This is a genomic window from Agrococcus sp. ProA11, from assembly GCF_039880525.1.
Classification (GTDB): domain Bacteria; phylum Actinomycetota; class Actinomycetes; order Actinomycetales; family Microbacteriaceae; genus Agrococcus; species Agrococcus chionoecetis.
The window spans coordinates 1,044,528-1,068,699 of the sequence record NZ_CP156989.1 but is presented as its reverse complement, the minus strand read 5'-3'; the positions used below and the strand labels follow the sequence as shown (position 1 = coordinate 1,068,699).

The window sequence follows — 24,172 nt, the reverse complement described above, 5'->3', positions numbered from 1 at the left end:
GCCGCATTGCGTGCTGCGCGCTCAACTCAATACAGCAGCGTCGTCAGGCGCTTGCGCGCCGCGTTCACGCGCGGGTCGTCGACGCCGACGATCTCGAACATGTCGAGCAGTCGCAGTCGAACGTGCTGCTTCTCGTCGCCGAACAGCGACCCCATGAGCTCGAGCAGGCGCAGGAACGCATCCTCGACATGCCCTCCCGAGAGATCGAGATCGGCGACCAGCATCTGGGCCTCGACATCGCCGGGCGCGGCAGCGGCGGCCGCGCGGATCTCCTCGGCAGTCCTCCCCTGCAGCCGCGCGAGCAGGCGCACCTGGGCGAGTCCTGCGATCGCCTCGCTGTCGCGCGGATTCTGCGCGATCGCCTTCTCGAACGCGGCGACGGCAGCCGAAAAGTCGCCAGCATCGATCGCGTCGTAGGCCTCCTGGTGGAGCGGCGGCACGGGCGGTGCCGCGGGCTCCGCCGCGTCGTCGTCCTCACCCGCGGGCGCCTCGGCGGTGGGCACGGCGCCGGTGACGCCCTGCTGCCCGGCGAACTCGAGCACCTGGGCCAGCACGTCCTGCAGCTGCTCCTCGGGCAGCGAGCCCGTGAACAGCGGCGCCGGGCGTCCGCCGATGACAGCCGCGACGGTCGGCACCGATTGCGCCTGGAAGGCCTGCGTGATCTGCGGGCTGCGCTCACCCTCGACCTTCGCCAGCACGAGCTTGCCGCGCTGCGCCACCACGAGTCGCTCGAGCATGGGCAGCAGCTGCTGGCTCGGCTCGCTCCACTCGGCGACGATCGCGACGATCACCGGCACCCGGTTCGAGAGCTCGACCAGCGTGGGCAGATCGGCGTCCGTGATCGTGATCACCACGCCGGGCGCACCGCCGTCCGACGCCGTCGGTTGCGGCGCAGCCGCCTGCTCGTGCCGCGCGGCGAGCGCCGACAGGTCGACGGCCCCCGCGATCGAAGCGGGCATGGACTCTGGGATCATTCCTCGACCTCCTTGGCGTCCAGCAGCGACTGCGCATAGCCGACGATCTGGATCTGCGAGCCCTCGGGCGCATCCGCCGGCGGCACCGCGAAGAGCACCTGGATCTGGTACGTGGTCTCGATGCCGCGCCCGGAGGACTCGACGCCGGCGAGGATGCCCGCGCCATCGGCGGTGCTGATCTCCACGCCCTCCTCCGCCGGCGTGGTCCGCTGGGTCTCGTTGAACGACGTCGCGACGATGGCTCCGCCGTCATTGGTGACGAGCATGTGCGGCGGCTGGTCGTCCTCGCTCCACGACCAGTTCAGCTCCGAGAGCTCGTACTCGGGCAGCTGACGCTGCTCGTCCTTCCAGGCGCGACCGATCTGCTCGCGGAGCGCGTCGCCATCGGCCTGGAACCATGAGGCGAAGGGTGAATCGTCGCCGTTCAGCAGCACATCGGCGTATGCCGCGGTGACCTGCGTCGGTCGGTGCAGCAGCAGCGGCGTGTCGCCCGGCAGGCTCGCGGCACCGATCGTCGGGCTCGCGACTGCTGGCAGCTGCACCCCCGAGGCGAGCGTCATCTGGTAGATCAGGCGGTAGTTGCTGCGCGCATCGGTCTGCTCGAAGACCAGCGCGGCCTGCGCCTGCGCGGTGTCCTGCCATCCGACGACGGCCATCACCGTGCGCGGCCACACCTCGGTCTGCTGCGGCAGCAGCAGCTGCACCTCACCGTCGGGGATGCCCTGGATGGCGGCGAGCTCGGCGTTCTGATCACGCACCTCGTAGTTGGTGGCGCGAGCCGCGAGCGCCGGGCCGCTGACCCGCCGCTGCGCGACCTCGGCGGAGCGCTGCTCGTCGGCTTCGGCGACCACGGCGCGGGTGTCGTCGAGCACACGGGTGAACTGGTTCTCGGTGAGCGCCACCTGCGGCAGCGTCTCCTCCAGGGTCGAGGGCGTGGGCTCGACGGCACTCTCGCTCGGGTCGGCGCTGGGCCAGTACTGCGGCGCGCAGCCGGCGAGCGCGAAGGAAGCGAGCAGCGGCAGGGCGATCATTCCGAATCGGCGCGGCCGGCGCAGGGCTCGGCGTTCCGCTCTGCCCTCGCGCGGAGCCTCCCGGGGTGCCTCGTCCGCGGCGTCGATGCTGGGCGCGTCAGTGCTGGCAGCGTCGGTGCTGGGCGCGTCGGCGGCGGGCGCGTCGGCGGCGGGCGCCTCGATCGCCTCCCGGTCGGCGCCGGGCTCGAGCGCGCGCTCGGGCCGCGGCAGACCAGCGCGAGCGTCGCGCTTGAGCTGTCGCCGCTCGGCACGGGAGAGGTCTCGGTGCGAGCGTCGCTGCGGACCGCGACGGCGTCGATGGCGGCGCAGCGCCAGCAGGAACAGCAGCAGCGCGAGCGCGAGGAAGATCAGGCCAGCCGTGATGAGCGGTCCGAACAGCGGCGTCTTGGCATCGAAGGGCCATTCGACGCGCAGGTCGGCCGGTGCCGCGCTGCCCGGCTCCCCCTGGATGAGCATCGAGAAGCCGATCGGCAGGTCGATGTCGAACTGCAGGTCGTCCGCGGCCGCGTACTCCTCGATCCAGAGGTCGCTGCCAGCGATCGGCGGCAGCGCCTCGCTGTCGCCGGACTGCTCGTCGAGCACGAGCTGCGCGCTCTCATCGAGCTGCGCCACGGCGTGCGCACTCTCCCCGAGCCAGCCGAGCACATCGTGATCGCGACCGACCACGGCGGTCACCGGCCCCTCGCCTGCGATCGACACGCTCTGCCGACCGTCGTGCTCGTTCATCGTCGCGCCGGTGATGACGATGACCTGCGCATCGGTGCTCTGCTCGAGCTGCGACACGATCGATTCGGGAGGCGCCCAGATGGTGCGCTGCCCGATGCCGAGGCCGAGCAGGATGAGCGAGATCACGAGGCTCACGGCCGCGAGGATGTATCGCACGAGTCAGGGGTCCTTTCACGCTCTCCCGGGCATGCACGGATCGCAAGGAGCGGACCGCGCCCGGCAGGCAAGCCTCCAGGGTACCGGAATGGTGCCGCCGGGCGCCATCGCGGGTGCCAGCGCGCCGCTCAGGGACGCCCGCCCAGGCACCCTAGGATTCGGGTGTGAACATCAGGAACGGCTTTCTGCTCGGTCTGGTCGGCGGCCTCGGCGTGCTGCTCGCGCTCGCCATCGGCGCCGGGATCCAGCAGATCAGCACCGTGCTCCTGTGGGCGTTCGCCGGCATCTTCCTGGCGCTGGGCGTCGAGCCGCTCATCCAGCTGCTGCTCCGGCGCGGACTGCCGCGCTGGGCCGCCGTGCTCATCGTCTTCGTCCTGATCCTCGGCATCGCCGTCGGCGCCGTGTGGCTCATCGTGCCGACCATCGTGGCGCAGTTCACGCTGCTGGTGGAGTCGATCGTCGCCGAGATCGAGGGCGGAGCCTTCGAGAGCGTGCTCGACTGGGTGCGCGACACGTTCCCGCAGTTCGACGTCGACGGCACGATCGCGCAGCTGGCCGGCGCACTCTCCGACTTCGACACCTGGTCAAGCCTGCCGCCGTGGGTGGCGGAGATCGCAGCCGCCATCGTCGGCGGCGTCGGTCAGGTGGCCTTCGCGCTCGGCGGGCTGCTGATCGTCGTGGTGCTGATGCTGTACTTCACGGGCTCGCTTCCGGCGCTGAAGTCGGGCATGTACCGCCTCGTGCCGGCCTCCTCGCGGCCGAAGTTCATCGAGATCGCGGAGCAGATCATGAAGTCGGTCGGCCGCTTCGTGCTCGGCCAGGGCGCGCTCGGTCTGCTGAACGGCGTGCTCTCGTTCATCATGCTCTCGATCGTCGGCTCAGAGCTGGCCGTCGTCTACGCCTTCATCGCGCTCATCGCGTCGACGATCCCGCTCGTCGGCACCATCTCGGCATCCGTCCTCATCTCGCTGCTGGTGCTGCTGCTCGACGGCCCGCAGACGGCGCTGCCGGTGGCGATCTACTACGCGGTCTACATGCAGGTCGAGGCGTACGTCATCAGCCCGCAGATCATGAATCGGGCGGTGAAGGTGCCCGGCGTCGTCGTCGTGCTCTCCGCGCTCATCGGCGGAACGCTGCTGGGGATCCTGGGCGCGCTCGTCGCCATCCCGGTCGCCGCGGCGATCCAGCTGATCCTGAAGGAAGTCGTCATACCTCGGCAGGACGCGAGATAGCGCCCTGCTGCGCAGCCGTCAGTGCGCGCGCCAGCAGCCCGTGTGCCAGTGGCGTCGATCCTCGATGGCGCGCTCCGCGAAGATCGAGTCCGCGCGCCAGACCACCAGGTGCGCGGTGCCCTGCGTGACGGTGCCGCCGCATCCCGGGCACACGTAGTCCTTCACCGCGCTCGTCGCGGCCATCGGCTGCACGTGCCACTCGCCTGAGCTGCGGCGCTCGGTGCGCGCGGCACCATGCATCAGGCGGTCGACGTCGAGCGGCACATAGGGCTGTGCGCGGCGCTTCGGCCGCCGCCCCGGCATCAGTACCAGCCGACCGACTCGGAGTGCGCCCATGCACCGCAGGGGTTGCCGTAGCGACCGGCGATGTAGCCCAGGCCCCAGCTGATCTGCGTCACGGGGTTCGTCTGCCAGTCGCCGCCCGCGGTCGCCATCTTCGACCCCGGGAGCGCCTGCGGGATCCCGTAGGCGCCGCTCGAGGGGTTCTGCGCGTAGACGTTCCAGTTCGACTCGCGCTGCCAGAGGTTGTAGAGGCAGGAGTACTGGTCGTCGCCCCAGCCGCGGGCGCTCACCATGTCGCGGGCGATCGCCTGCGCGCTCCCGGGGTTGGGGGCGGCGACGCGCGGGATGGCGATCGACGGGGCGCTGCTGGCGCTGCTGCTCGCTTCGCTGGCGGCGGCGCTCGGCGCCGCGGCAGCGACCGGCTCGGGGGTCGGCGTGGGCGTGGGGGTCGGCGTGTGCACGATGACCTGGTCGCGCAGCAGCGCGACCTGCTCGCCGGTGACCGCGTCGAGCGCCTGCCCGGGCCGCTGCTCGCTGGGCAGCTCGACCGGGTCGGCCATCACCTGCGGACTCGGGCTCGCGGCCAGCGTCACGAGCACGAAGCCGGCGGCTGCGAGCAATGAGAGCCCGGAGAGCACGCCGCGGGTGCGCGTCGAGCGCGCGGAGGCGGTGGCAGGTCGGGTGAACACGAGGAGCGAGGTTATCACGAAACGGTAACGAAGCCGAGGGGTCTCGGTCAGCGCACCGCGAGCATCAGGCTCACGACGGTGTCGAGCAGCGCATCGACCTCGTCCTCGTCGTAGCCGCCGAACTGCGCGTCGAACTGCACCGTGCGCACCTCGCGCGCCGTCAGCTCCGGGCCGTCCTGCAGGTACTCGGCAATCCGGTCGGCGAAGCGGTCGACCTCGGCGACGCGGTACCCCCGAGAGATGCGGCTGACGCGCCGGAAGCGCTCTCCGTCCGGCCGAGTGAGCGTCGCGAGCGCAGCCTCGGCGCGCTCGCGCACCTTGGCGAACCACGCGGCCTCGCCGTGCTCGACGACGCCCCGCTCGTGCTCCCGGCGGGCGAACGCCTCCTCCAGCCGCTCGAGCGCCGCATCCACGTGGGCCGGCGAGTAGCCGCCCTTCTGCATCGTGAAGCTGGTGCGCCGGATCGCTGACGAGTCGATGGCCGTGGCAGCCCTGGCATCGGTGGCGTAGGCGCGCCGAGCGTCCTCGAGGAAGTCTTCGACCTGCTCGATGTCGTAGCCCGGCTGGGACCGCCGGGCTCTGGGGAACGTGCTCATCGTCTCCATCATGCCAGCGTGCGCCCGTGGATCACGCGTGCGTGATCTGGAACAGCGCCATCATGACGACCGCGCTCGGCAGCACGGAGTCCAGCCGGTCCAGGAATCCGCCGTGACCCGGCAGGAAGGATCCGATGTCCTTGATCCCCAGATCGCGCTTGATGATGGACTCCGCCAGGTCGCCGACGGTCGCGGTCGTCACCAGCAGCAGGGCGAGGATGATGCCGAACCACCACGGCTGCCCGAGCATCCAGATGGAGAGCGGCACGCCGGCCGCGATCGCGAACGCGGCGCCGCCGAGCAGTCCCTCCCAGGTCTTCCCGGGGCTGATGCGGGGTGCGAGCTTGTGCTTGCCGAGCCAGATGCCCACGGCGAGGGCGCCCGTGTCGATCACGGTCGTCATCGCGATCATCGCGAGCATCCACCACTCGCCGCCGTCCTGCGACGTCAGCAGCACGGCGAACGCCCCGAGCACGACTACGTAGACGATGCACAGCGCACCGGCCGCCACGTCGGCGAAGACAGCGCCGGCGCCCGTGCGGGTCGACGGGTCGGCGAGCTCGACCACGCGGACGACCGCGACGATGGCGATCGCGGCCAGCGTCGACCACCACATGCCCGCGGCGCCCAGGTACCAGGTGACCGGGACGATGGCGCAGCCGAGCAGCACGAGCGGCACGCGCGGCACATCCCGCCCGGCGAACCGCAGCGCGCTCGCGAGCTCGAACAGGGCGAACCCGATGAGCACGGTCGCGAAGACCATGAAGAGCGTCTTGACGAAGATCAGGCTCACCAGCAGCGTGCCACCCAGCACGATCGCGATGACGACCGCCGCAGCGAGGTTGCGGCCGGTGCGCTTGTTCACGCGCTCGCGGGTCGCCTCGATCTGATCCCTGGCGGCGTGGATCTGCGCCTGGATCTGCGCCTCGATCTCGGCGGCGCTCCGATGCTCCCGTCGCATGCGTCGCACTCTGCGTCCCCGATCAGACCTCGAGGAGCTCGGCTTCCTTCTTCTTCAGCGCGTCCTCGATGCCGTCGATCGTCTGCTTGGTGGCGGCCTCGAGCTCCTTCTCGGCGCGCGAGATCTCGTCGTCGCTGACATCGCCCTTGAGCTTCTCCAGATCGGTCATCGCCTGACGGCGGACGTTGCGCACGGCGACGCGCGCCTGCTCGGCCTTGTCCTTGACGATCTTCACGTAGTCCTTGCGGCGGTCCTCGGTCAGCTCGGGCATCACGATGCGCACGATGTTGCCGTCGTTCTGCGGCGAGACGCCGAGGTGCGGGGCCGCGACGATCGCGCGCTCGATCTCCTTGAGGGCGCTCTTGTCGAACGGGGTGATGACGAGCGTGCGCGCGTCGGGCTGCTGGAACGACGCCAGCTGCACGAGCGGCGTCGGCGAGCCGTAGTAGTCGGCGTTCAGTCGCTGGAACAGCGCGGCGTTCGCGCGGCCCGCACTGACGGTCGCGAAGTCGGACTTCGCGACCTCGATCGACTGGGTCATCTTCTCCTTGGCCGAAGCCAGCACATCGCTGATCACGAGGTTCCTTCCGTCGCTGTCGAGTCTATCTGCGGGTGTGCGGCTCAGGCGCGCACGAGCGTGCCGACCGGCTCGCCGAGGATCGCACGGCGCAGCTGGCCGTCGCCGTCCATCCCGAACACGCGCATGGGCATGCGGTTGTCCATGCACAGGCTGAACGCGGTCGAGTCGACGACCTTCAGGCCGCGCACGAGCGCCTCCTGGTAGGTGATCTCCTCGTAGCGCGTGGCCTCGGGATCCTGCTTCGGGTCGGCCGAGTACACGCCGTCGACGCCGTTCTTCGCCACCAGCACCTGCACGGCACCGATCTCGAGCGCCCGCTGGGCGGCGACGGTGTCGGTGGAGAAGTAGGGAAGGCCCGCGCCCGCGCCGAAGATGACCACGCGCCCCTTCTCGAGGTGGCGCTCGGCGCGGCGCGGGATGTAGGGCTCGGCGACCTGGGTCATCTGGATCGCCGACTGCACGCGCGTCTCCGCGCCCGCCTGCTCGAGGAAGTCCTGCAGCGCGAGCGCGTTCATGACGGTGCCGAGCATGCCCATGTAATCGGCGCGACCGCGCTCCATGCCGCGCTGGCTCAGCTCCGCGCCGCGGAAGAAGTTGCCGCCGCCGACGACGATCGCGACCTCGACCGATTCGGCCGCTTCAGCGATCTGCCGCGCGATCGCCTGCACGACGTCTGGGTTGACGCCGAGGCTGCCGGCGCCGAAGGATTCGCCGGAGAGCTTCAGGAGGACTCGACGGCGCGGCTGTGCTGGCATTGGTGCTCCTCCTGCGGGTGTCGGCCCGAGCGCGGACCGTGCAGAAGCCTACCGCGATCGCGGCTGCGCAAGACGCGAAGGGCCGGGGTCTCCCCCGGCCCTTCGCGTGTGATCGAGTGCTTACGCGCCGATCTTGAAGCGCGCGAAGCCCGTGACCGTCAGGCCTGCGGCCTCGAGCACCTTGGCGACCGACTGCTTGTTGTCGCGAGCGTAGTCCTGGTCCAGGAGCACCATCTGCTTGAAGAAGCCGGTCAGGCGTCCCTCGATGATCTTCGGCAGGGCAGCCTCGGGCTTGCCCTCACCGCGCGCGATCTCGGTGACGAGCTCGCGCTCCTTGTCGACCTCTGCGGTCGGGACCTCGTCGCGCGTGACGTAGCGCGGGTCGAACATCGCGATGTGCTGGGCGACCGCACGGGCGGTCTCCGCGTCGTCACCGGTGTAGGCCACCACGACGCCCACCTGCGGGGGCAGGTCCTTCGACGTGCGGTGCAGGTAGACGGCGTGCTCGGCGCCCTCCAGGCGGGTCACCTTGGTGAGCTCCACCTTCTCGCCGATGGTGGCTGCCTGCTCCTCGATGATGGAGCGCACCGTGCCGGACTCGGCCGGTGCCGCGAGGCCCGACTCGAGGTCGGTCGCGCCGGCTGCCGCGACAGCGGCGACCACGCGCTCCGACAGCGCGATGAACTTCTCGTTCTTCGCGACGAAGTCCGTCTCGCACGCGAGCGCGATCATCGTCACGGCGCCGTCGCTCTCGGCGGTGGCGACGAGGCCCTCGCTCGTGGAGCGGTCGGCACGCTTCGCGTTGCCCTTCGCGCCCTTCAGGCGCAGGATCTCGGTCGCCTTCTCGACGTCGCCGTTGGCCTCCTCGAGGGCGGCCTTGGTGTCGCTCATGCCGGTGCCGAGCTGCTCGCGCAGCATCTTGAGGTCGGCGATGCTGATGTTGGCCATGCAGCTGCTCCTTAGTTCGACGTGGACGCTGCGGCGTCCTCGGTGGTCTCTGCGAGGGTCTCCTCGGCCGCGGGTGCCTCGGCAGCCTCGTCCTTGGTCTCCTCGGCAGCAGGCGCCTCGGCCGTCTCGGCGGCGGGCTCCTCGGCAGCGGGTGCTGCAGCCTCGTCAGCGGCCGGCGCGTCCGTGGCGGGTGCTGCCGACTGCTCCTCGAGCAGCTCGCGCTCCCACTCGGCCATCGGCTCGGCAGCGGCGTCGCCGCCACCGTGGCGCTGCATGAGGCCCTCAGCCGCGGCGTCCGCCACGATCTTGGTCAGCAGCGCGACCGAGCGGATCGCGTCGTCGTTGCCCGGGATCGGGAACTGCACGTCGTCCGGGTCGCAGTTGGTGTCGAGGATCGCGATGATCGGGATGCCCAGCTTCTTCGCCTCGTCGACGGCCAGGTGCTCCTTGTTGGTGTCCACGATCCAGATCGCCGACGGCGTGCGCTGGAGGTTGCGGATGCCGCCGAGCGACTTCTGCAGCTTCGTGAGCTCGCGCTTCTTGAGCAGCAGCTCCTTCTTCGTGTAGCCCTGCGTGGTGTCGTCGAAGTCGAGCTCCTCGAGCTCCTTCATGCGGCTCAGGCGCTTCGAGACCGTGTTGAAGTTGGTCAGCAGACCACCGAGCCAACGCTGGTTGACGAAGGGCTGGCCGACGCGCGTCGCCTGCTCGGCGATGGACTCCTGCGCCTGCTTCTTGGTGCCGACGAACAGCACGCTGCCGCCGTGGGCGACGGTCTCCTTGACGAAGTCGTAGGCCTTGTCGATGTAGGCGAGCGACTGCTGCAGGTCGATGATGTAGATGCCGGAGCGCTCCGTGAAGATGAATCGCTTCATCTTGGGGTTCCAGCGTCGGGTCTGGTGCCCGAAGTGCACGCCGCTGTCGAGCAGCTGGCGAGTGGTGACGACGGCCATTGCCGCCTCCTTCTTCTGTTGCGGTTCTGTCGGCATGGCCGGTGGCCGTGCCCCTGGCGCCCTGACCCGCTCCCGCCACCTGTCGGAGCACGAGAGGCTCCGGCGGATGGACCGGTGGAAGTGGTGTCGCGACGGGCGCGCGAAGTCATCGCATAGACGATGCCCTCCTATGCTACATGCCCCGCGCCCGCCCCTGCACTCCGCGCTGTCCACCGCGGCGGCTCGCTCCAGCGCGCGCGACTGCGCGGGTGAGACACCATGCCGTCATGCATCCGCTCACGCTCCTCCTCGTCGCTACGCTCGCCGTCTGGGCCTGGCCGGTGGCGCCGCACGAGGTGGTGCGAGCCTTCGACCCGCCCGCCACGCCGTACGGGCCCGGTCACCGCGGCGTCGACATCGCGGCACCGGAGGGATCCGCGGTGCTCGCTCCGCAGCATGGCGTGGTGCGATTCGCGGGGCCTGTCGCGGGGCGGCCCGTCGTGTCGATCGATCATGCTGCTGGGCTGGTGTCGAGCTTCGAGCCCGTGGAGCCGATGGTCGCGGCGGGCGACGAGGTCGCACAGGGGCAGCAGATCGGGGTGCTGCTCGCCGATCATGTGCCGGGTTCGTCGCGCTTGCACCTGGGAGCTCGGCTCGATGGCGCCTACATCGATCCGCTCACGCTGCTGGGCGTCGAGCGCCCGGTGCTCCTGCCGCGCGCCGAGCAGAAGCTGGGCCGTCGGCCGCGGCGAGCGCTCACGCTCGCGGGTGCGCCGTCCGATACGCGTTCGCGAGCCGATCGAGGGAGACGTGCGTATAGATCTGCGTCGTGCCGAGGCTCGCGTGCCCGAGCATCTCCTGCACGGCGCGCAGGTCGGCGCCGCCGTCGAGCAGGTGCGTCGCCGCGGTGTGCCGCAGCGCATGGGGTCCGTGCGGCCCCGAGCCCGGCAGCTCGGCGAGCAGCGACGTGACCAGCTCGTGCACCCGCCGCTGCCCGAGTCGACCGCCGCGAGCGCCGAGGAAGAGTGCGGGGTGGGGCTTCGCGGGATTCGCGAGCCCAGCGCGCCCCAGGCGCATCCAATCGAGCAGCGCATCGAGTGCGGGCCGGCCGAACGGCACCACGCGTTCCTTCGAACCCTTGCCGACGACGCGCACGGTCAGCCGCTCGAGGTCGACGTCGTCGACGTCCAGGCCCACGAGCTCGCTGACGCGCAGCGCCGAGGCGTAGAGCAGCTCGACCACGGCGAGATCGCGGATCGCCGTCGGCGCTCCCTCCGCGGCCGCCGCCGCGAGACGTGTCAGCACGTCGTCCATCGCCTGCCGGGAGAGCACTCGCGGCAGCTGCCGATCCCGCTTGGGGGTGCGCAGGCGGCCCGCGACATCGGCGCCCCCCTGGGTGGCGATCCACCGGCTGAGTCCTCGCGCGGCGGCGCTTCGACGCGCGATGGTCGCCTTGCCCATCCCGGTCTCCGCGCTGGCGAAGAGCCAATCGCGCAGGGTCTCGATGTCGATCGCATCCGCGTCGTCGATGCTCGCGGCGTCGCAGTGCTCGGCCAGGCTGCGCAGATCGCCCCGATAGGCGCGCACGGTGTTCGCCGAGTAGCCGCGCTCGCGCTCCAGGTGCGCGAGATAGCCGTCGATGGCGGCGTCGAGACGCATGTCAGTCGGGCTTCCTGCTGAATCGCTCCATGCGCTCTGCCGGGTCGAGCTGCAGCACCTGCTCGACCACGTGCGCCGGCAGCGTCTCCCGCGACGGGTGGTGCAGCGCGGGCACGACCGAGTGCGACATCCCGGCAGCGTAGAGCTCGATGAGGTTGAACGACTGCGTGGCATCGATGCCGTGCATGGCGGGCGGCGGCCCGCCCAGATCGTCGGCATAGCTCGTCGCTCCGGCGAGCACCACCGGGATCTCGCAGAACGTGCCGGAGCCGTTGACGTGCAGGTGGCCGGAGAGGATGGCGCGCACATCGCCGTCGCCGAGCACCGCGGCCAGTCGTTCCTCGTCGCGGAACTCCAGCAGCCGCATGAGCCGGTTGCGGTAGGCGAGCGGCGGGTGATGCATGGTCAGCACGGTGCCGAGCGCGGGCGGCTCCGCGAGCGCCGCCGCCAGCCACTCGGCCTGCCCGGGGTCGAAGCCGCCGTGGTGCCAGCCGGGCAGGCTGGAGTCGAGCGAGACGATGCGCAGATCCCCGACCTCGACGATCGAGTCGATCGGGTCCGTCGGCTCGCCTGCCAGCCCCAGGGCTGCGCGCAGTTGCGGCCGCTCGTCGTGGTTGCCCGCCGCCCACACGATCGGGGCGCCGAGCTCGGCCGCGACCGGCTCGATGATCTCGCGCGCGAGCGCGTAGGCCTCGGCCTCGCCCCGGTCGGCGACATCGCCGGAGACGACGATGACATCCGCATCGGCAGCTGCGACGCGGACGCGCTCCATCGTGGCGCGCAGATGCGCGGCGGTGTCCACCAGCCCGGCGAGCGGTGCGCCGCCCGCGAGCAGGTGGGTGTCGCTCAGATGGGCGATCACCACCGCGGGTGCTGGATGGATGCCGAAGCTCACGCGCCCAGGCTAGTCGCGCCGCGCGACGCGCGGCGCCAGCCGCTCGGGTGCTCGACGACGCCGCCGCCGAGCTCGAGCAGCGCCAGTGATGCGCGCACGTCGCGCGGTGCCATCCCGGTGCGGGCCGCCAGGTCGTCGACCGACCGCGAGGCGCGGGTGCTCAGCGCGTCGAGCACTCGCACCTCGTCGCTCGTGACGCCGCCGAGCGGCGCGGCCTCGTCCTCGGGCCCGTCGAGCAGCTCCACCACGTGCTCGGCCCGCTCGATGACGACCGCGCCGTAGTCGCGCAGCAGCCGGTGGCAGCCGGTGCTCGAGCCGGAGGTGACGGGCCCGGGAACCGCGCCGAGCGGCCGGCCGAGCGCGGCCGCATGCCCGGCTGTGTTGATCGAGCCGGAGCGCTGACCGGCCTCGACGACGACGGTCGCGCTCGCGAGCGCCGCGATCAGGCGATTCCTCGCCAGGAACCGCCAGCGCGTCGGCGGCACCCCGCTGGGCGCCTCCGCGACCACGCACCCGGTGCTCACGACCCGGTGGAGCAGCTCGTCGTGGCCGGCCGGATAGAAGCGGTCGAGGCCGCCCGCGAGCACCGCGATGGTCGTGCCTCCGCTCGCGAGCGTCGAGCGATGCGCGGTGCCGTCGATGCCGTACGCGCCTCCCGACACGATGGCGAAGCCCCGGCCGACGAGCCCGGTCGCGAGCTGGCCGGTGACGTGCTCGCCGTAGCCGGAGGACGCCCGGGAGCCGACGAGCGCCGCCGACCGCCCGCACGAGCGCAGCGCCCCGGGGTCGCCGCGCACCCAGAGCGCGGCCGGGGCGTGCGATCCGAGGTCGTCGAGGGCGTCCGGCCATTCCTCGTCGTGCCGGGTGAGGAGCATCTGCCGGTGGGTCGCGCCCTGTGAGAAGGCACCGAGGATGCGCTCCGCGGACAGCCGCGGCAGCCAGCGCGCGAGGGCCTCCGGGACGAGCCGTGCGATCTCCGGATCGTCGAGCGCGAGCGCCCACGTCGCGGCGCCCTCGCCCTCCACGAGCAGCTCCAGCGCGCGGACGTCGCCGAGCCGCTCGCGCACGAGCCCGGCCACGCCGTCGCCGGGCTCGGGCAGCACGGTCCATGCGCCCGCGGCAAAGCGTGCGATGACGGCTGCATCGTCCTGCTCCTGCCTCCCCGGCGGCAGCGTGTGCGCGACGGCCGCTCGCACGTGCGCGAGCTCCAGGCGGAACGGCTTGGGTGCGGGCGTCATGCGGGGATCCCCTTCCTGAGTGCGAGCGCTCGACCGATGTGGGCGCGCGCGGGCGCGGCCGCGCCGTCCAGGTCGGCCATCGTCCACGCGACGCGGACCGCGCGGTCGAGCCCGCGCATCGTGAGCACGCCCGACTCGAGCGCCCGCTCCAGGGGCGCGAGCAGGGGCGCATCCAGCGGCAGATGCTTGCGCAGCCACGCACCCGGCACGTGCCCCATCGCCGTCCATGCCGTGCCCTGCAGCCGCCGCGCCGCTCGTGCGCGCGCCTCACCGACGCGCCCCGCCGCCTCGGCGGTCGAGCGCCGCTGCTCGGACGCTCCCGGGTCAGCCACGCCGACGGTCGCGCGGTCGACGCGCACCTGCAGATCGATGCGATCGAGCAGCGGGCCGGACAGCCTGCCGAAGTAGCGCCGGCGCTGCTGCGGCGCGCACGTGCACTCCCCGGTGCCGAACAGTCCGCACGGGCACGGGTTCGCCGCCAGCAGCAGCTGGAAGCATGCAGGGAACGTCGCGCTGCCTGCCGCGCGGTCGACGGTGATCGTGCCCGATTCGAGCGGCTGGCGCAGCATGTCGAGCACCGCCCTGGGGAACTCCGGCGCCTCATCGAGGAACAGCACGCCGTGCGAGGCGCGGGCCGCGGCGCCGGGCCTGATCACGCCAGAGCCGCCGCCGATGAGCGCCACCCCGGTGGCGGTGTGATGCGGATGCTCGAAGGGCGGCACGAGGTCGAGCGCTGACGGCACCGCGACCCCGCAGAGCGATCGCAGCGAGGCGACCTCCAGCGCCTGCTGCTGCGTGAGGGACGGGAGGATGCCCGGCAGCCGCATGGCGAGCATGGTCTTCCCGGCACCGGGCGGGCCCACCATCATGAGGTGGTGGGCTCCGGCCGCGGCGATCTCCAGCGCCTCCACCGCGTCGCGATTGCCCACCACGTCGGCCAGGTCCACGGTCTCGTGCGGTCGCTGCGGCACGGGATCGCCCGGAACGGGGTCGACCGGTGCAGGGTCCAGCTCGGCGCCCAGCAGCGCGGCAGCGTGCGCGAGGCTCGGCGCGCCCTGCACGCGCAGTCCACCCACGAGCGAGGCCTCGTCGACCGAAGCCGAGGGCACGACCAGCCGCGTCATGCCCGCCTCGGCGGCGGCGCGGGCGAACGGCAGGGTGCCCGCGACCGGGCGGAGGCGCCCGTCGAGCCCCAGCTCGCCGAGCAGCGCGGTGCGACCGTCGTCGGCGGGCACCACCCCGCTCGCGCGCAGCACCGCGATGGCCATCGCGAGATCGAAGTGCGTCCCCGCCTTCGGGAGCGACGCGGGCGTGAGGTTGATGACCACCCGCCCGGTGGGCGCTGTCAGGCCCATGCGGCTGATGGCGCTCCAGGTGCGATGGCGCGCCTGCTGCACGGCCGGCCCCGGCAGCCCGACGATCACCACCGCGGGGAGCCCCGATGAGGCGTGCACCTCGATCTGCACGCCGATCCCCGCGAGCCCGCGGAGCGCGACGCACTGGGCGCGCCCGAAGCCGCTCACGAGATGCCCCGCAGGTGCTCGACCCGCCAGCTCCCGGAGCGCGGAGCGATGACCGCGACCGCATCCAGTCGCACGGGCCCGCGCTCACCGCTCGCCTGCAGCCAGAGCCCGGCGAGGGCGCGGAGCCGTCGCACCTTGGCGGGCGTGATCGCCTCGAAGTGGTGGCCGAAGGCGATGTCGCGCCTGGTCTTCACCTCGACGAAGACGATGGTCTCGCCATCGACCGCGACGATGTCGAGCTCACCGTGGGCGCAGCGCCAGCGACGGTCGACGATGCGCATGCCCGCTCGTTCGAGGTGCAGGCTCGCGGCTGCCTCGCCGTCCAGGCCCAGCCGATCCTTCGCTCGCATGAGCGCAGGAAAGCCCAGGCGCACGGATGCGCGGGCGGACGCGGCGCCCGCCTGTGGAGAAGTCGGCCGGAGCCGCCCCGTCACTCCTCGATCGCGAGGTCCTTCGGCAGCTCCAGATCGCGCGAGGCGAGCTCCTCCACGTTGACGTCCTTGAAGGTGAGGATGCGCGCGGACTTGATGAAGCGGTCGGAGCGGTAGATGTCCCAGACCCAGACGTCCGTGAGCTCGAGCTCGAAGTAGAAGTCGGTGCCCGCGTCGTGGCGGGTGATCTTCACGTCGTTCGCGAGGTAGAAGCGGCGCTCGGTCTCGACCACGTGCTTGAACATGCCGACGACGTCGCGATACTCCTTGAACAGGGCGAGTTCGACCTCGCGGTCGTAGTCTTCGATGTCCTCGGGTTCCACGCCGCCATCCTATGGCCCATCGCCCCGAGGGACCGTCCGCACACGTGCCGCCGGCTCAGTGCATCCAGCGCAGTGCAGCCGGCGCAGCGCAGCCGGCTCAGTGCAGCCGGCGCAGCGCAGCCGGCTCAGTGCAGCCAGGTCTGCCGATGCAGCGCGCTCGGGCCGAGCGTCGCGATCGCCGACATGTGCGCGGCCGAGCCGTAGCCCTTGTTGGATGCCCACCCGTAGCCGGGGTGCTGGGCGTCGGCCTCGACCATCCGGTCGTCGCGCTCCACCTTCGCGACCAGTGCCGCGCCCGAGACCGAGGCGCAGTCGCGATCGGCCTTCGCCCGCAGCGTCGTGCGCAGCGGCGCGCGGAGCGCCGGGGCGAGCCAGTCGAAGGTGCCGTCGAGCAGGATGGCGGAGGACGGCACGTCGATGCCTGCGGCGTGCAGGCCGACGAGCGCCCGCCTGCCCGCGAGCCCGAGCGCCACGGTGAGCCCGAGGCGGTCGATCTCCTCGTTGGATGCGTGCCCGACCGCGCTCACGCCCCACGCTCGCACGTGCGGTGCGGTGGCGGCGCGGCGCAGCGGCGTCATGGTCTTCGAGTCGCGCAGATGCTCTGGCCACGGACCGCAATCGGCGCCGAGCGCGAGGGCGCCGACGCTCACCGGCCCCGCAAGCGCTCCCCTGCCGACCTCGTCCATGCCGATCACGCATGGCGCGTGCGCCCACAGGCCCTGCTCGACCTCGAGCTTGGGCGACACCGCCATCAGCGCGCCGCCTGCGGCGGGTGCAGCCGGCTCTCCGCCCCCTGGGGCTCGACACCGACGAACGACTGCGGATAGTCGTCGAGCCAGGTCCAGCGCTCGACCGGCCAGGAGATGACGATGGCGCGACCGACGACCGACTGCATGGGCACGAATCCGCCACCGGGCGCATCCATGTGGGCGCGCGAGTCGCCCGAGTGGTTGCGGTTGTCGCCCATCACCCACAGGTTGCCCTCGGGGACGGTGACGTCGAACGTCATCGAGCTCGCGGGCTGGCCCTGCTGGTCGAGACGCAGGTAGGGCTCGTCGATGGGCACCCCGTTGACGAGCAGCTGCCCGAAGTCGTTGCAGCACTCCACGGTGTCGCCGGGCAGCCCGATGACGCGCTTGATGAGGTAGCCGTGCTCGTCCTCGGGCGCGAGGCCCACGAACGTCAGGAACCAGTCGAGGGTTCCGGCGATGCCGGTCTCGGGCTCCTGCTGCTGCTCGGGCAGCCAGCCGCCTGGATCCTCGAACACGATCACGTCCCCGTGCTCCACCGCGACGACCGTCGGCGTCAGCAGGCTGACGATGATCCGGTCGTCGACCTGCAGCGTGTCGTTCATCGATTCCGACGGGATCCAGAACGGTCGGATGAGGAACGTCTTGACCAGGAACGAGATCAGCAGCGCGACGAGGAAGATGACGACGATGTCGCGCAGGAACAGCAGCACGCCGCGTCCACGGCGGGCAGTGCCGTCGCTGCGGCTCGCCTCGCCGGCCCCGACCGAATGCGTCATCCCCGCCCTTTCGCCGTCGCAAGTCTAGGCGCGCAGCGCGCGCCCATCGGCCGCGCTTGCCCGCGTTGCATCACGATTCGGCGTCGAACGCAGGAACGGGGCCGGCGTGATGCCGACCCCGTTCACCGCGATGCTCAGTTGAAGCGCTTCTCGCGGATCTTGGCCGCCTTGCCGCGCAGACCGCGCAGGTAGTAGAGCTTCGCACGGCGCACGTCGCCGCGGCTCACGACCTCGATCTTGTCGACCACCGGCGAGTGCACCGGGAAGGTGCGCTCGACGCCGACCTGGAAGGAGACCTTGCGGACGGTGAACGTCTCGCGCACGCCGTGACCCGAGCGGCCGATCACGACGCCCTGGAACACCTGGACTCGCGAGCGCGAGCCCTCGATGATGTTGACGTGCACCTTGACGTTGTCGCCGGGGCGGAAGTCAGGGATGTCGGACTTGAGGCTTGCTGCGTCGACCTTGTCGAGGATGTGCATGGCGATGTCGCTCTCTGCAGCCGCCACAGGCCGACCGCGTCTTGGATAGAAGTTCGAAAGGCGGTGCCTCGCGTTTGCTCCCCTGTGGCAGAGGCCGCCCCTGAAGGCGACGCCGCAAGTGGCACCGAGGGACTATCTTGCCACACGCTGACCACGCTCACCAGCGCGGCCGACGGTCTCAGCGCTGCGGATCGTCCTCGATGCGGATCACGCGGCCCTCCTGCGGGCCGTCGAGGCGCTCGAACGAGGCATCCGCCTCGCGCGGCCGCTGCTCGAGCAGCGGCGCCTGGAGGTCACTGACCACGCGCTCGACGCGGCGCCTGGTCTCGCGGCCGAGCGCCAGCGCCTGCAGCCAGAAGAGCACGATCCCGCCGAGGATCGTCGCCATGATGCCGATCGCGGTGAACGACTGCGATGCGGTCAGCCAGCCGTCGCCGAACCACGCGGTGAGCGCGCTGCCCGTCCGACCGGCGGCGGAATCGACCACGGTGAAGCCCAGCAGCGCGATGACGAGCAGCCACGGACCGACCAGGCGCAGATCGCGCCAGGTGATGGCCCTGGGCCTGCGCACCTCCTTGCGCGCGGCGGTGATGCCGACCACCAGGGCGATCGCGATCGCCAGGCCCGGCCCGAGGAAGGCCTGCAGCAGCAGCGCGTCGCCGAGCGGAGCGCCGGCAAGTGCGCGACCGAACATGATCCACGCCGGCAGCACGACGATCGACGCGGCGAACACCCAGAAGCCCGCGCGCAGCACGGGGTGCCGCCGGGGCCTGCGCTGCTGCGAGGTGCTCGTTGCCATGCGTCGAGGCTACCGAGCGAGGTCGCGTGCCGCCGCAGTGTTCGCTGAGGGCTAGCGGTCGTGGTCGTCGCGCGCGAGCAGGTCGGGCCGCACGCGCCGGGTGCGCTCCAGCGCCTGCTCGTGCCGCCACGCCGCGACGTGCGCGTGATTGCCGCTGCGCAGCACCGCGGGCACCTCGAGCCCCCGCCACACCTGCGGCTTCGTGTACGAGGGATGCTCGAGCAGCCCGGCCTCGTGGCTCTCCTCGACGAGGCTGTCGGGATTGCCGACCACGCCGGGGACGAGTCGCCCGATCGCTTCGATCATCGCCATCGCAGCGACCTCGCCGCCGTTGAGCACGTAGTCGCCGAGGCTCACCTCGAGCACGCGCGCCCGGGTCGCGGCGTAGTCGGCGACGCGGGCGTCGATGCCCTCGTAGCGGCCGCACGCGAAGACCAGGTGCGGCTCGGCCGCCAGCTCGCGCGCGAGCGCCTGCGTGAAGGGCACGCCCGCCGGGGACGGGAACACCACCACCGCATCCGCGGCCTCGTCGGCCCCGAGCAGCTCGTCGAGCGCCTCGCCCCACGGCTCCGGCTTCATCACCATGCCGGCGCCGCCGCCGTACGGCGTGTCGTCGACCGTGCGGTGCCGGTCGTGCGTCCACGCACGCAGATCGTGCACGCCGAGCTCGAGCAGCCGCTCGCGGCGGGCCTTGCCGAGCAGCGAGACGTCGAGCACCCCGAAGAACTCGGGGAAGATCGTGACGATGTCGATCCGCATGGCCTACGCCTGATCGGAGGCCGTTGCCCCGTCAGCGTCGCCGGGCGCCTCCGCGTCGGCCTCCGCCTCGGGCGACGCGTCGTCGTCGGGCTCGAGCTCCTCGAACAGCCCAGGGGGCGGCGTGACGGTGAGGCGGCCGGCTCGCAGGTCGACCTCCGGCACGATCGCCTTCACGAACGGCACCATGACCTCGGTGCCGCCGTGGTCGACGATCAGCATGTCCTGCGCGGGCATCGCGTCGACGCGCACGACGCGGCCGATGCGGCTGCCATCGCGCCAGACCTCGAGGCCGGCGAGCTGGTGCACGTACCAGGCGTCCGGCTCGACCGGGAGCTCGGTGGGATCCTGCTCGACCCACAGCACCGCCTTCACGAGGGACTCGGCCTCGGTGCGGTCGGTGACGCCCTCGAAGAAGGCGACCGGGCTGCCGTTGTAGACGCGCAGCTCGAGCAACTCGAGCGACTTGCCGTGCCACTTCGACGACGTGGGCACCTGCAGCGCGAACCGCGCGCCCGGGACGAAGCGTCGACCGGGATCGTCGGTGTAGAGCTCGACCTTGATCGCGCCCTTGAGCCCGTGGGCCCGTGCAAGCCGTCCGACGCGCAGCTGTGTGCGCGCGGGCACGGCGGGCCTAGCGATCGGTGTCCACCACGTCCACGCGGACGCGGCGTCCTCCGGGGAGCGCACCCATCACGGTGCGCAGGGCGCCGGCAGTGCGACCGCGGCGCCCGATGACGCGGCCGAGGTCCTCGGGGTGCACGCGCACCTCGAGGACCTCGCCGCGCGGTGTGTCGCGCGCGCCCACGCGCACCTCATCGGGGCGATCGACGATCCCCTTCACCAGGTGCTCGAGTGCATCGCGCAGCATGCTCAGTCCGTCTTCTCGGCCTCGCCGGCGTCAGCCGACTCGGTCTCGGAAGCCGGAGCGTCCGCGGCCTCGCTCGACGCCGCGTCGGCGGCCGGGGCCTCCGCTGCGGGGGTCTCCGCGGGCGCCTCAGCAGGCTTCTCAGCCTTGGGCTTCAGGACGGGCTTCTTCGACGCGTCGGCCTCGAAGGCCTTCTTGCCCTCCGGAGCCTTGACCTGGCTCTCGGTGGAGCCCTCGCCCGTGAAGCGACCCCAGTCGCCCGTGAGCTTCAGCAGCGCGGCGACCTGCTCGGTCGGCTGCGCGCCGACGCCGAGCCAGTACTGCGCGCGCTCGCTGTCGATCTTGATGAACGAGGGGTGCTCGGTCGGGTGGTACTGGCCGATCTCCTCGATCACGCGGCCGTCGCGCTTGGTGCGCGAGTCGGCGACGACGACGCGGTAGAAGGGCGCACGGATCTTGCCGAAGCGCTTCAAACGGATCTTGACTGCCACAGTTCTCCTGCTTTGTGTAATGGATGTTGCACCGCGGCCTGCGCATGTGGGGATGCGCGGCCCGCAAAGCTCGGTGAGCATCGCGCGCCGGATAGAGGGTCGGGCGCGTGCTCGACCCCCCATTCTGGCACATCCGCGGACGACGCGCGCGCCATTCGGCTGGCCGCCGTACGCTTCACCCATGAAGTTCGCCGCCTCTGCCCGCTCGTCGCTCGGCATCGAGTGGGAGCTCGCGCTCGTCGACCCGCGCACCGGGGAGATCGCCCCGCGTGCCAAGGAGCTGCTCGCGGCGATCGACGATCGGCGCTTCGACAAGGAGTTCCTCACCGGCATGATCGAGCTGATCACCGGTGTCCACACGACCACCGACGAGGCGATCGACGAGCTGCGGTCGATGCGCGACACCGCGTGCGCCGCCGCCGATCGGCTGGGGGTCGCCCTCGTCGGCACCGGCACCCATCCCACGAGTCGCTGGCGGGAGCAGTCGCAGGGCGACGACCCGCGCTACGCGCGCGTCGTGCAGAAGGCGGGCGACTGGGGGCGCCGGCTGATCATCTTCGGTGTCCACAACCACGTGGGCGTCGAGGACCGCGACAAGGTCGTGCCGCTCATGCGCACGATGCTCGACAAGCTGCCGCTCATCCTCGCCCTCTCCGCCTCCAGTCCGTTCTGGCAGGGGCTCGACACCGGCTTCGCCTCGCACCGCACGATGCTCTTCCAGCAGCTGCCGACCGGCGGCCTGCCGCCGATGCTCGTCGACTGGGGCGAGTACGAGCGCACGCTGCGCGACATGCTCACCGCTGGCGTGATCGACGACGTCGGCGAGCTGCGATGGGATGTGCGCCCCTCCCCCGCGATCGGCACCGTCGAGGTGCGGGTCGCCGACGGCGCGCCGTCGATCGACGACCTCGCAGCCGTGACCGCCCTCATCCACTGCCTGATCGAGGAGGCGTCGCGCTCCCTCGACGCGGGCGAGCCGCAGCGGCACCTGCCGTCGTGGCTCGTGCGCGAGAACAAGTGGCGGGCGGCGCGCGACGGTCTCGACGCGACCGCGATCATGGACGAGGAGGGCACCCTGCAGCCGGTGCGCGACGCGATCGGCGAGACGCTCGAGCGCCTCGCGCCAATCGCTCGGGATCTGGGTGCGACGCGCTCGATCGCGGCCGCCGGCAGGGTGCTCGCTCGCGGCGGTTCCGCAGCGCAGCAGCGCGCCGCCTACGCCCGCGGCGGCCACAGCGCGGTGCTGACCGAGATCCTCGAGGCCATGCGCGCCTAGCCCTAGTCGCCGAGCTTCCCGAACCCGCGCGTTCTGGCGGGAGACCGCTCCGGGTGGGGACGCTCGACGTCAGGCGTTCTTGCGGTCGCGCCAGTCGAGGAAGGGCTGCACGCGGTCGAGGGCGTAGCCGTCCGGCGTGTCGTCGCCCGAGAGCGGGATCGTCAGCAGCCGGGTGCCCGAGGCGTGGAGCGCATCGAGCCGCTCGAACGCGACGCCGCCGACGCCGTCGCGCACGCTCGCGCCGTTCGAGATCTCGATCTCAGCGATGTCGCGCCCGCGCTCCTCGCATGCGCGCCGCAATACGTCGAGCTTGTGCGGCAGCTCGTCGGGCTGGACGAAGGAGTGCCAGATGTCGGCGTGCTCGGCCACCATCGGCAGCGTCTTCCGCTCGCCCTTGCCGCCGATCAGGATCGGCATCTCCCCCATCGGCGGCGGATTCAGCTTCGCCCAGCGCTCGCGGATGCGCGGCAGCGACGCGGCCAGGTCGCGGAGGCGCGAGCCGGGCGTGCCGAACTCGTAGCCGTACTCCTCGTAGTCGCGCTCATACCAACCGCCGCCGATGCCGAAGATGAAGCGGCCGCCGGCGATGTGATCGATCGTGCGCACCGTGTCGGCCAGCAGGTCCGGGTTGCGGTAGGAGTTGCAGAACACCAGCGCACCCAGCTGCACGCGCTCGGTGGCGACCGCCCAGGCCGCGAGCTGCGCCGTGGCCTCGAAGTGCACGCCGTCGGGGTCGCCAGAGAGCGGGAAGAAGTGGTCCCAGCCGAAGACGGCGTCGACGCCCAGGTCCTCCAACCGCTTCGCCGCATCGATGGTGGCCTGCATCGTCGTGTGCTGCGGCGCGAGCTGCACGCCGATCCTCGTGGGTCGATCGATCATGCCTCGAGCCTACGGTGGACCGCTTGTGAGCCGATGGTTCTACCCTGGTGTCGTGACCCAGCTCTCCCCGATCGCCGACCGCGCGGCCGCGCCCGCGACCCTGCCAGAGATCTCCGCGGGCTCGCTCGCCTGGCGTGCCGCCACGATCGACGACGCCGCACGGCTGACGGCGCTGACCAATGCCATGGCCGAGGCTGACGGCGCGCCGTACCGCGAGACCGAGGCCGAGACGCGCGAGGAGCTCGGCGCCGCCTGGCGCGACCTCGAGCACGACACGCTGCTCGGCTTCGAAGCCGATGGCGAGCTGCGCGCCGCGGCGCTCGTGAGCACCGCGCCCGGCGACACCACGACCCTGCGCGTGTTCGCCTTCGGTGGCGTGCACCCCGCTCGACGCGGCGAGGGCATCGGCCGCGAGGTGCTCGCCTGGCAGGTGGCGCGCGCGCGGCAGATCCTGGCCGCATCCGGCAAGGAGCTGCCCGCTCGCATCGCCGTCTACGCCGAGGATGACGACCCCGCCTCGAAGCACCGCCTCTACCTGCACGCCGGCTTCGAGCCCCGCCGCTACTTCTCCGACCTCAAGCGGCCGCTGCAGGGCGACGCGCCCGCCATCCCCGAGGTCGAGCTCGCGGGCTCGCTGCGGCTCGTGCCGTTCTCGTCAGAGGTCGATGATGCGACGCGGCTCGCGCACAACGACGCGTTCCGCGATCACTGGGGCAGCCAGCCGCAGACCATGGAGCAGTGGACGAACGGGCGCAGCGAGTTCGCTCCCGAGTGGTCGTACGTCGTGGTCGACGACGCGCCCGACGTCGACGCGCTGCTGGCCGACGAGGCGACGGATGCCGATACGCGCGCGGCGCTCCAGGCCGGGCAGCCGCTCGTGGTCGCGTATGCGCTCAACAGCCGCTTCGCGGCCGATTTCGAGGTGCGCGGCTACAGCTTCGGCTACACCGAGCTGCTCGGCACGCGCCGCGCCTATCGCGGGCGGAAGGCGGCCATCGTGGCGCTCGCCGCGAGCATGCGGGCGTTCGCGGATGCGGGCATGGAGGCCGCCGTGCTCGACGTCGACACCGAGAACCCGTCGGGCGCGCACGGCATGTACGCGAGCCTCGGCTACACCAAGGAGCACGGCTCGACGATGTACTCGATCGAGCTCTAGCGAGCGCCC

Annotated in this window: 28 protein-coding genes and 1 pseudogene; 4 read left to right on the top strand and 25 right to left on the bottom strand. The window is 71.6% G+C overall.

Annotated elements, in window-relative coordinates:
• Window positions 1-26: 26 nt before the first annotated feature.
• Both ABG090_RS05120 and ABG090_RS05115 read right to left on the bottom strand, forming a co-directional pair.
• Complete coding sequence (locus ABG090_RS05120) at window positions 27-959, bottom strand: tetratricopeptide repeat protein (RefSeq protein ID WP_347757012.1); 933 nt, start codon at window positions 957-959, stop codon at window positions 27-29.
• Window positions 960-970: 11 nt separating this feature from the next.
• Window positions 971-2,866: a hypothetical protein gene (locus ABG090_RS05115; RefSeq protein WP_347757010.1), complete on the bottom strand. Its 1,896-nt coding sequence runs from the start codon at window positions 2,864-2,866 to the stop codon at window positions 971-973.
• 185 nt (window positions 2,867-3,051) lie between these two features.
• On the opposite strand from ABG090_RS05115, the gene ABG090_RS05110 reads away from it, so the two are divergent.
• Window positions 3,052-4,119, top strand: coding sequence for an AI-2E family transporter (locus tag ABG090_RS05110; protein ID WP_347757008.1), 1,068 nt, complete (start codon window positions 3,052-3,054; stop codon window positions 4,117-4,119).
• 18 nt (window positions 4,120-4,137) lie between these two features.
• On the opposite strand, the gene ABG090_RS05105 is transcribed toward ABG090_RS05110, so the two are convergent.
• From ABG090_RS05105 to rpsB, 8 genes are all read right to left on the bottom strand, one after another.
• Window positions 4,138-4,422 (bottom strand): hypothetical protein, encoded by a 285-nt coding sequence (locus tag ABG090_RS05105; RefSeq protein WP_347757006.1) that lies wholly within the window; start codon window positions 4,420-4,422, stop codon window positions 4,138-4,140.
• Entirely contained in the window at window positions 4,422-5,090 is a 669-nt protein-coding gene (locus ABG090_RS05100; RefSeq protein WP_347757004.1) for a lytic transglycosylase domain-containing protein, read from the bottom strand. The genes ABG090_RS05105 and ABG090_RS05100 overlap by 1 nt, the downstream gene beginning before the upstream one ends.
• Before the next feature lie 47 nt (window positions 5,091-5,137).
• Window positions 5,138-5,695, bottom strand: a complete 558-nt coding sequence (locus ABG090_RS05095; protein ID WP_347757002.1) for a DivIVA domain-containing protein — start codon at window positions 5,693-5,695, stop codon at window positions 5,138-5,140.
• 22 nt (window positions 5,696-5,717) lie between these two features.
• On the bottom strand, window positions 5,718-6,647 hold the full coding sequence (locus ABG090_RS05090; RefSeq protein ID WP_347757000.1) for a phosphatidate cytidylyltransferase: 930 nt from the start codon (window positions 6,645-6,647) through the stop codon (window positions 5,718-5,720).
• Between the two features lie 22 nt (window positions 6,648-6,669).
• Window positions 6,670-7,224: a ribosome recycling factor gene (frr, locus tag ABG090_RS05085; RefSeq protein WP_347756998.1), complete on the bottom strand. Its 555-nt coding sequence runs from the start codon at window positions 7,222-7,224 to the stop codon at window positions 6,670-6,672.
• Window positions 7,225-7,268: 44 nt separating this feature from the next.
• Window positions 7,269-7,982 (bottom strand): UMP kinase, encoded by a 714-nt coding sequence (gene pyrH, locus ABG090_RS05080; RefSeq protein ID WP_347756996.1) that lies wholly within the window; start codon window positions 7,980-7,982, stop codon window positions 7,269-7,271.
• 120 nt (window positions 7,983-8,102) lie between these two features.
• A complete protein-coding gene (gene tsf, locus ABG090_RS05075; RefSeq protein WP_347756994.1) occupies window positions 8,103-8,930 on the bottom strand; it encodes a translation elongation factor Ts in 828 nt (275 codons plus the stop codon).
• Between the two features lie 11 nt (window positions 8,931-8,941).
• Complete coding sequence (rpsB, locus tag ABG090_RS05070) at window positions 8,942-9,880, bottom strand: 30S ribosomal protein S2 (RefSeq protein WP_347756992.1); 939 nt, start codon at window positions 9,878-9,880, stop codon at window positions 8,942-8,944.
• A 176-nt stretch (window positions 9,881-10,056) separates the two neighbouring features.
• On the opposite strand from rpsB, the pseudogene ABG090_RS05065 reads away from it, so the two are divergent.
• Window positions 10,057-10,476: pseudogene (locus ABG090_RS05065) on the top strand (M23 family metallopeptidase); the annotation flags it as partial.
• A gap of 139 nt (window positions 10,477-10,615) precedes the next feature.
• Here ABG090_RS05065 and ABG090_RS05060 read toward each other — a convergent pair.
• The 14 genes from ABG090_RS05060 to rpsP form a co-directional block, all read right to left on the bottom strand.
• Window positions 10,616-11,518 (bottom strand): tyrosine recombinase XerC, encoded by a 903-nt coding sequence (locus ABG090_RS05060; RefSeq protein ID WP_347756990.1) that lies wholly within the window; start codon window positions 11,516-11,518, stop codon window positions 10,616-10,618.
• Between the two features lies 1 nt (window position 11,519).
• Entirely contained in the window at window positions 11,520-12,413 is an 894-nt protein-coding gene (locus ABG090_RS05055; RefSeq protein WP_347756988.1) for a metallophosphoesterase, read from the bottom strand.
• Window positions 12,410-13,651, bottom strand: a complete 1,242-nt coding sequence (gene dprA / locus ABG090_RS05050) for a DNA-processing protein DprA (protein ID WP_347756986.1) — start codon at window positions 13,649-13,651, stop codon at window positions 12,410-12,412. Before dprA ends, ABG090_RS05055 begins: the two co-directional genes overlap by 4 nt.
• Window positions 13,648-15,174, bottom strand: coding sequence for a YifB family Mg chelatase-like AAA ATPase (locus ABG090_RS05045; RefSeq protein WP_347756984.1), 1,527 nt, complete (start codon window positions 15,172-15,174; stop codon window positions 13,648-13,650). The genes dprA and ABG090_RS05045 overlap by 4 nt, the downstream gene beginning before the upstream one ends.
• Window positions 15,171-15,524: a YraN family protein gene (locus ABG090_RS05040; protein ID WP_347756982.1), complete on the bottom strand. Its 354-nt coding sequence runs from the start codon at window positions 15,522-15,524 to the stop codon at window positions 15,171-15,173. The genes ABG090_RS05045 and ABG090_RS05040 overlap by 4 nt, the downstream gene beginning before the upstream one ends.
• Window positions 15,525-15,604: 80 nt before the next feature.
• Window positions 15,605-15,928, bottom strand: a complete 324-nt coding sequence (locus ABG090_RS05035) for a DUF2469 domain-containing protein (RefSeq protein ID WP_347756980.1) — start codon at window positions 15,926-15,928, stop codon at window positions 15,605-15,607.
• A gap of 125 nt (window positions 15,929-16,053) precedes the next feature.
• The gene (locus ABG090_RS05030; RefSeq protein WP_347756978.1) at window positions 16,054-16,680 is read right to left on the bottom strand and encodes a ribonuclease HII; all 627 of its coding nucleotides are present in this window, start codon (window positions 16,678-16,680) and stop codon (window positions 16,054-16,056) included.
• Window positions 16,680-17,456: a signal peptidase I gene (gene lepB / locus ABG090_RS05025; protein WP_347756977.1), complete on the bottom strand. Its 777-nt coding sequence runs from the start codon at window positions 17,454-17,456 to the stop codon at window positions 16,680-16,682. Before lepB ends, ABG090_RS05030 begins: the two co-directional genes overlap by 1 nt.
• A gap of 134 nt (window positions 17,457-17,590) precedes the next feature.
• Window positions 17,591-17,938, bottom strand: coding sequence for a 50S ribosomal protein L19 (rplS, locus tag ABG090_RS05020; protein ID WP_347757494.1), 348 nt, complete (start codon window positions 17,936-17,938; stop codon window positions 17,591-17,593).
• 178 nt (window positions 17,939-18,116) lie between these two features.
• A complete protein-coding gene (locus ABG090_RS05015) occupies window positions 18,117-18,737 on the bottom strand; it encodes a hypothetical protein (RefSeq protein ID WP_347756975.1) in 621 nt (206 codons plus the stop codon).
• A 51-nt stretch (window positions 18,738-18,788) separates the two neighbouring features.
• Window positions 18,789-19,496 (bottom strand): tRNA (guanosine(37)-N1)-methyltransferase TrmD, encoded by a 708-nt coding sequence (trmD, locus tag ABG090_RS05010; RefSeq protein WP_347756973.1) that lies wholly within the window; start codon window positions 19,494-19,496, stop codon window positions 18,789-18,791.
• A gap of 3 nt (window positions 19,497-19,499) precedes the next feature.
• Window positions 19,500-20,120, bottom strand: coding sequence for a ribosome maturation factor RimM (rimM, locus tag ABG090_RS05005; RefSeq protein WP_347756971.1), 621 nt, complete (start codon window positions 20,118-20,120; stop codon window positions 19,500-19,502).
• 7 nt (window positions 20,121-20,127) lie between these two features.
• Window positions 20,128-20,364, bottom strand: a complete 237-nt coding sequence (locus ABG090_RS05000; RefSeq protein ID WP_347756969.1) for an RNA-binding protein — start codon at window positions 20,362-20,364, stop codon at window positions 20,128-20,130.
• A 2-nt stretch (window positions 20,365-20,366) separates the two neighbouring features.
• Window positions 20,367-20,852, bottom strand: coding sequence for a 30S ribosomal protein S16 (gene rpsP / locus ABG090_RS04995; protein WP_347756967.1), 486 nt, complete (start codon window positions 20,850-20,852; stop codon window positions 20,367-20,369).
• A gap of 181 nt (window positions 20,853-21,033) precedes the next feature.
• Between rpsP and ABG090_RS04990 the strand changes: the two genes are divergently transcribed.
• Entirely contained in the window at window positions 21,034-22,128 is a 1,095-nt protein-coding gene (locus ABG090_RS04990; RefSeq protein WP_347756965.1) for a glutamate--cysteine ligase, read from the top strand.
• Window positions 22,129-22,197: 69 nt separating this feature from the next.
• On the opposite strand, the gene ABG090_RS04985 is transcribed toward ABG090_RS04990, so the two are convergent.
• Window positions 22,198-23,007: an LLM class F420-dependent oxidoreductase gene (locus ABG090_RS04985; RefSeq protein ID WP_347756963.1), complete on the bottom strand. Its 810-nt coding sequence runs from the start codon at window positions 23,005-23,007 to the stop codon at window positions 22,198-22,200.
• Window positions 23,008-23,059: 52 nt separating this feature from the next.
• Between ABG090_RS04985 and ABG090_RS04980 the strand changes: the two genes are divergently transcribed.
• Window positions 23,060-24,163: a GNAT family N-acetyltransferase gene (locus tag ABG090_RS04980; RefSeq protein WP_347756961.1), complete on the top strand. Its 1,104-nt coding sequence runs from the start codon at window positions 23,060-23,062 to the stop codon at window positions 24,161-24,163.
• The last annotated feature ends 9 nt before the right edge of the window (window positions 24,164-24,172 follow it).

Excerpts from the sequence above, each read along its gene's own strand:
- ABG090_RS05015 (WP_347756975.1), bottom strand. The coding sequence starts at position 18,737 with ATGGCAACGAGCACCTCGCAGCAGCGCAGGCCCCGGCGGCACCCCGTG.
- trmD (WP_347756973.1), bottom strand. The coding sequence starts at position 19,496 with ATGCGGATCGACATCGTCACGATCTTCCCCGAGTTCTTCGGGGTGCTC.
- rpsB (WP_347756992.1), bottom strand. The coding sequence starts at position 9,880 with ATGGCCGTCGTCACCACTCGCCAGCTGCTCGACAGCGGCGTGCACTTC.
- lepB (WP_347756977.1), bottom strand. The coding sequence starts at position 17,456 with ATGACGCATTCGGTCGGGGCCGGCGAGGCGAGCCGCAGCGACGGCACT.
- pyrH (WP_347756996.1), bottom strand. The coding sequence starts at position 7,982 with ATGCCAGCACAGCCGCGCCGTCGAGTCCTCCTGAAGCTCTCCGGCGAA.
- ABG090_RS05105 (WP_347757006.1), bottom strand. The coding sequence starts at position 4,422 with ATGCCGGGGCGGCGGCCGAAGCGCCGCGCACAGCCCTATGTGCCGCTC.
- ABG090_RS05095 (WP_347757002.1), bottom strand. The coding sequence starts at position 5,695 with ATGGAGACGATGAGCACGTTCCCCAGAGCCCGGCGGTCCCAGCCGGGC.
- ABG090_RS05030 (WP_347756978.1), bottom strand. The coding sequence starts at position 16,680 with ATGGCGGTGTCGCCCAAGCTCGAGGTCGAGCAGGGCCTGTGGGCGCAC.
- ABG090_RS05060 (WP_347756990.1), bottom strand. The coding sequence starts at position 11,518 with ATGCGTCTCGACGCCGCCATCGACGGCTATCTCGCGCACCTGGAGCGC.
- ABG090_RS04985 (WP_347756963.1), bottom strand. The coding sequence starts at position 23,007 with ATGATCGATCGACCCACGAGGATCGGCGTGCAGCTCGCGCCGCAGCAC.
- dprA (WP_347756986.1), bottom strand. The coding sequence starts at position 13,651 with ATGACGCCCGCACCCAAGCCGTTCCGCCTGGAGCTCGCGCACGTGCGA.
- ABG090_RS05090 (WP_347757000.1), bottom strand. The coding sequence starts at position 6,647 with ATGCGACGGGAGCATCGGAGCGCCGCCGAGATCGAGGCGCAGATCCAG.
- ABG090_RS05120 (WP_347757012.1), bottom strand. The coding sequence starts at position 959 with ATGCCCGCTTCGATCGCGGGGGCCGTCGACCTGTCGGCGCTCGCCGCG.
- tsf (WP_347756994.1), bottom strand. The coding sequence starts at position 8,930 with ATGGCCAACATCAGCATCGCCGACCTCAAGATGCTGCGCGAGCAGCTC.
- ABG090_RS05000 (WP_347756969.1), bottom strand. The coding sequence starts at position 20,364 with ATGCTGCGCGATGCACTCGAGCACCTGGTGAAGGGGATCGTCGATCGC.
- ABG090_RS04990 (WP_347756965.1), top strand. The coding sequence starts at position 21,034 with ATGAAGTTCGCCGCCTCTGCCCGCTCGTCGCTCGGCATCGAGTGGGAG.
- ABG090_RS05040 (WP_347756982.1), bottom strand. The coding sequence starts at position 15,524 with ATGCGAGCGAAGGATCGGCTGGGCCTGGACGGCGAGGCAGCCGCGAGC.
- rplS (WP_347757494.1), bottom strand. The coding sequence starts at position 17,938 with ATGCACATCCTCGACAAGGTCGACGCAGCAAGCCTCAAGTCCGACATC.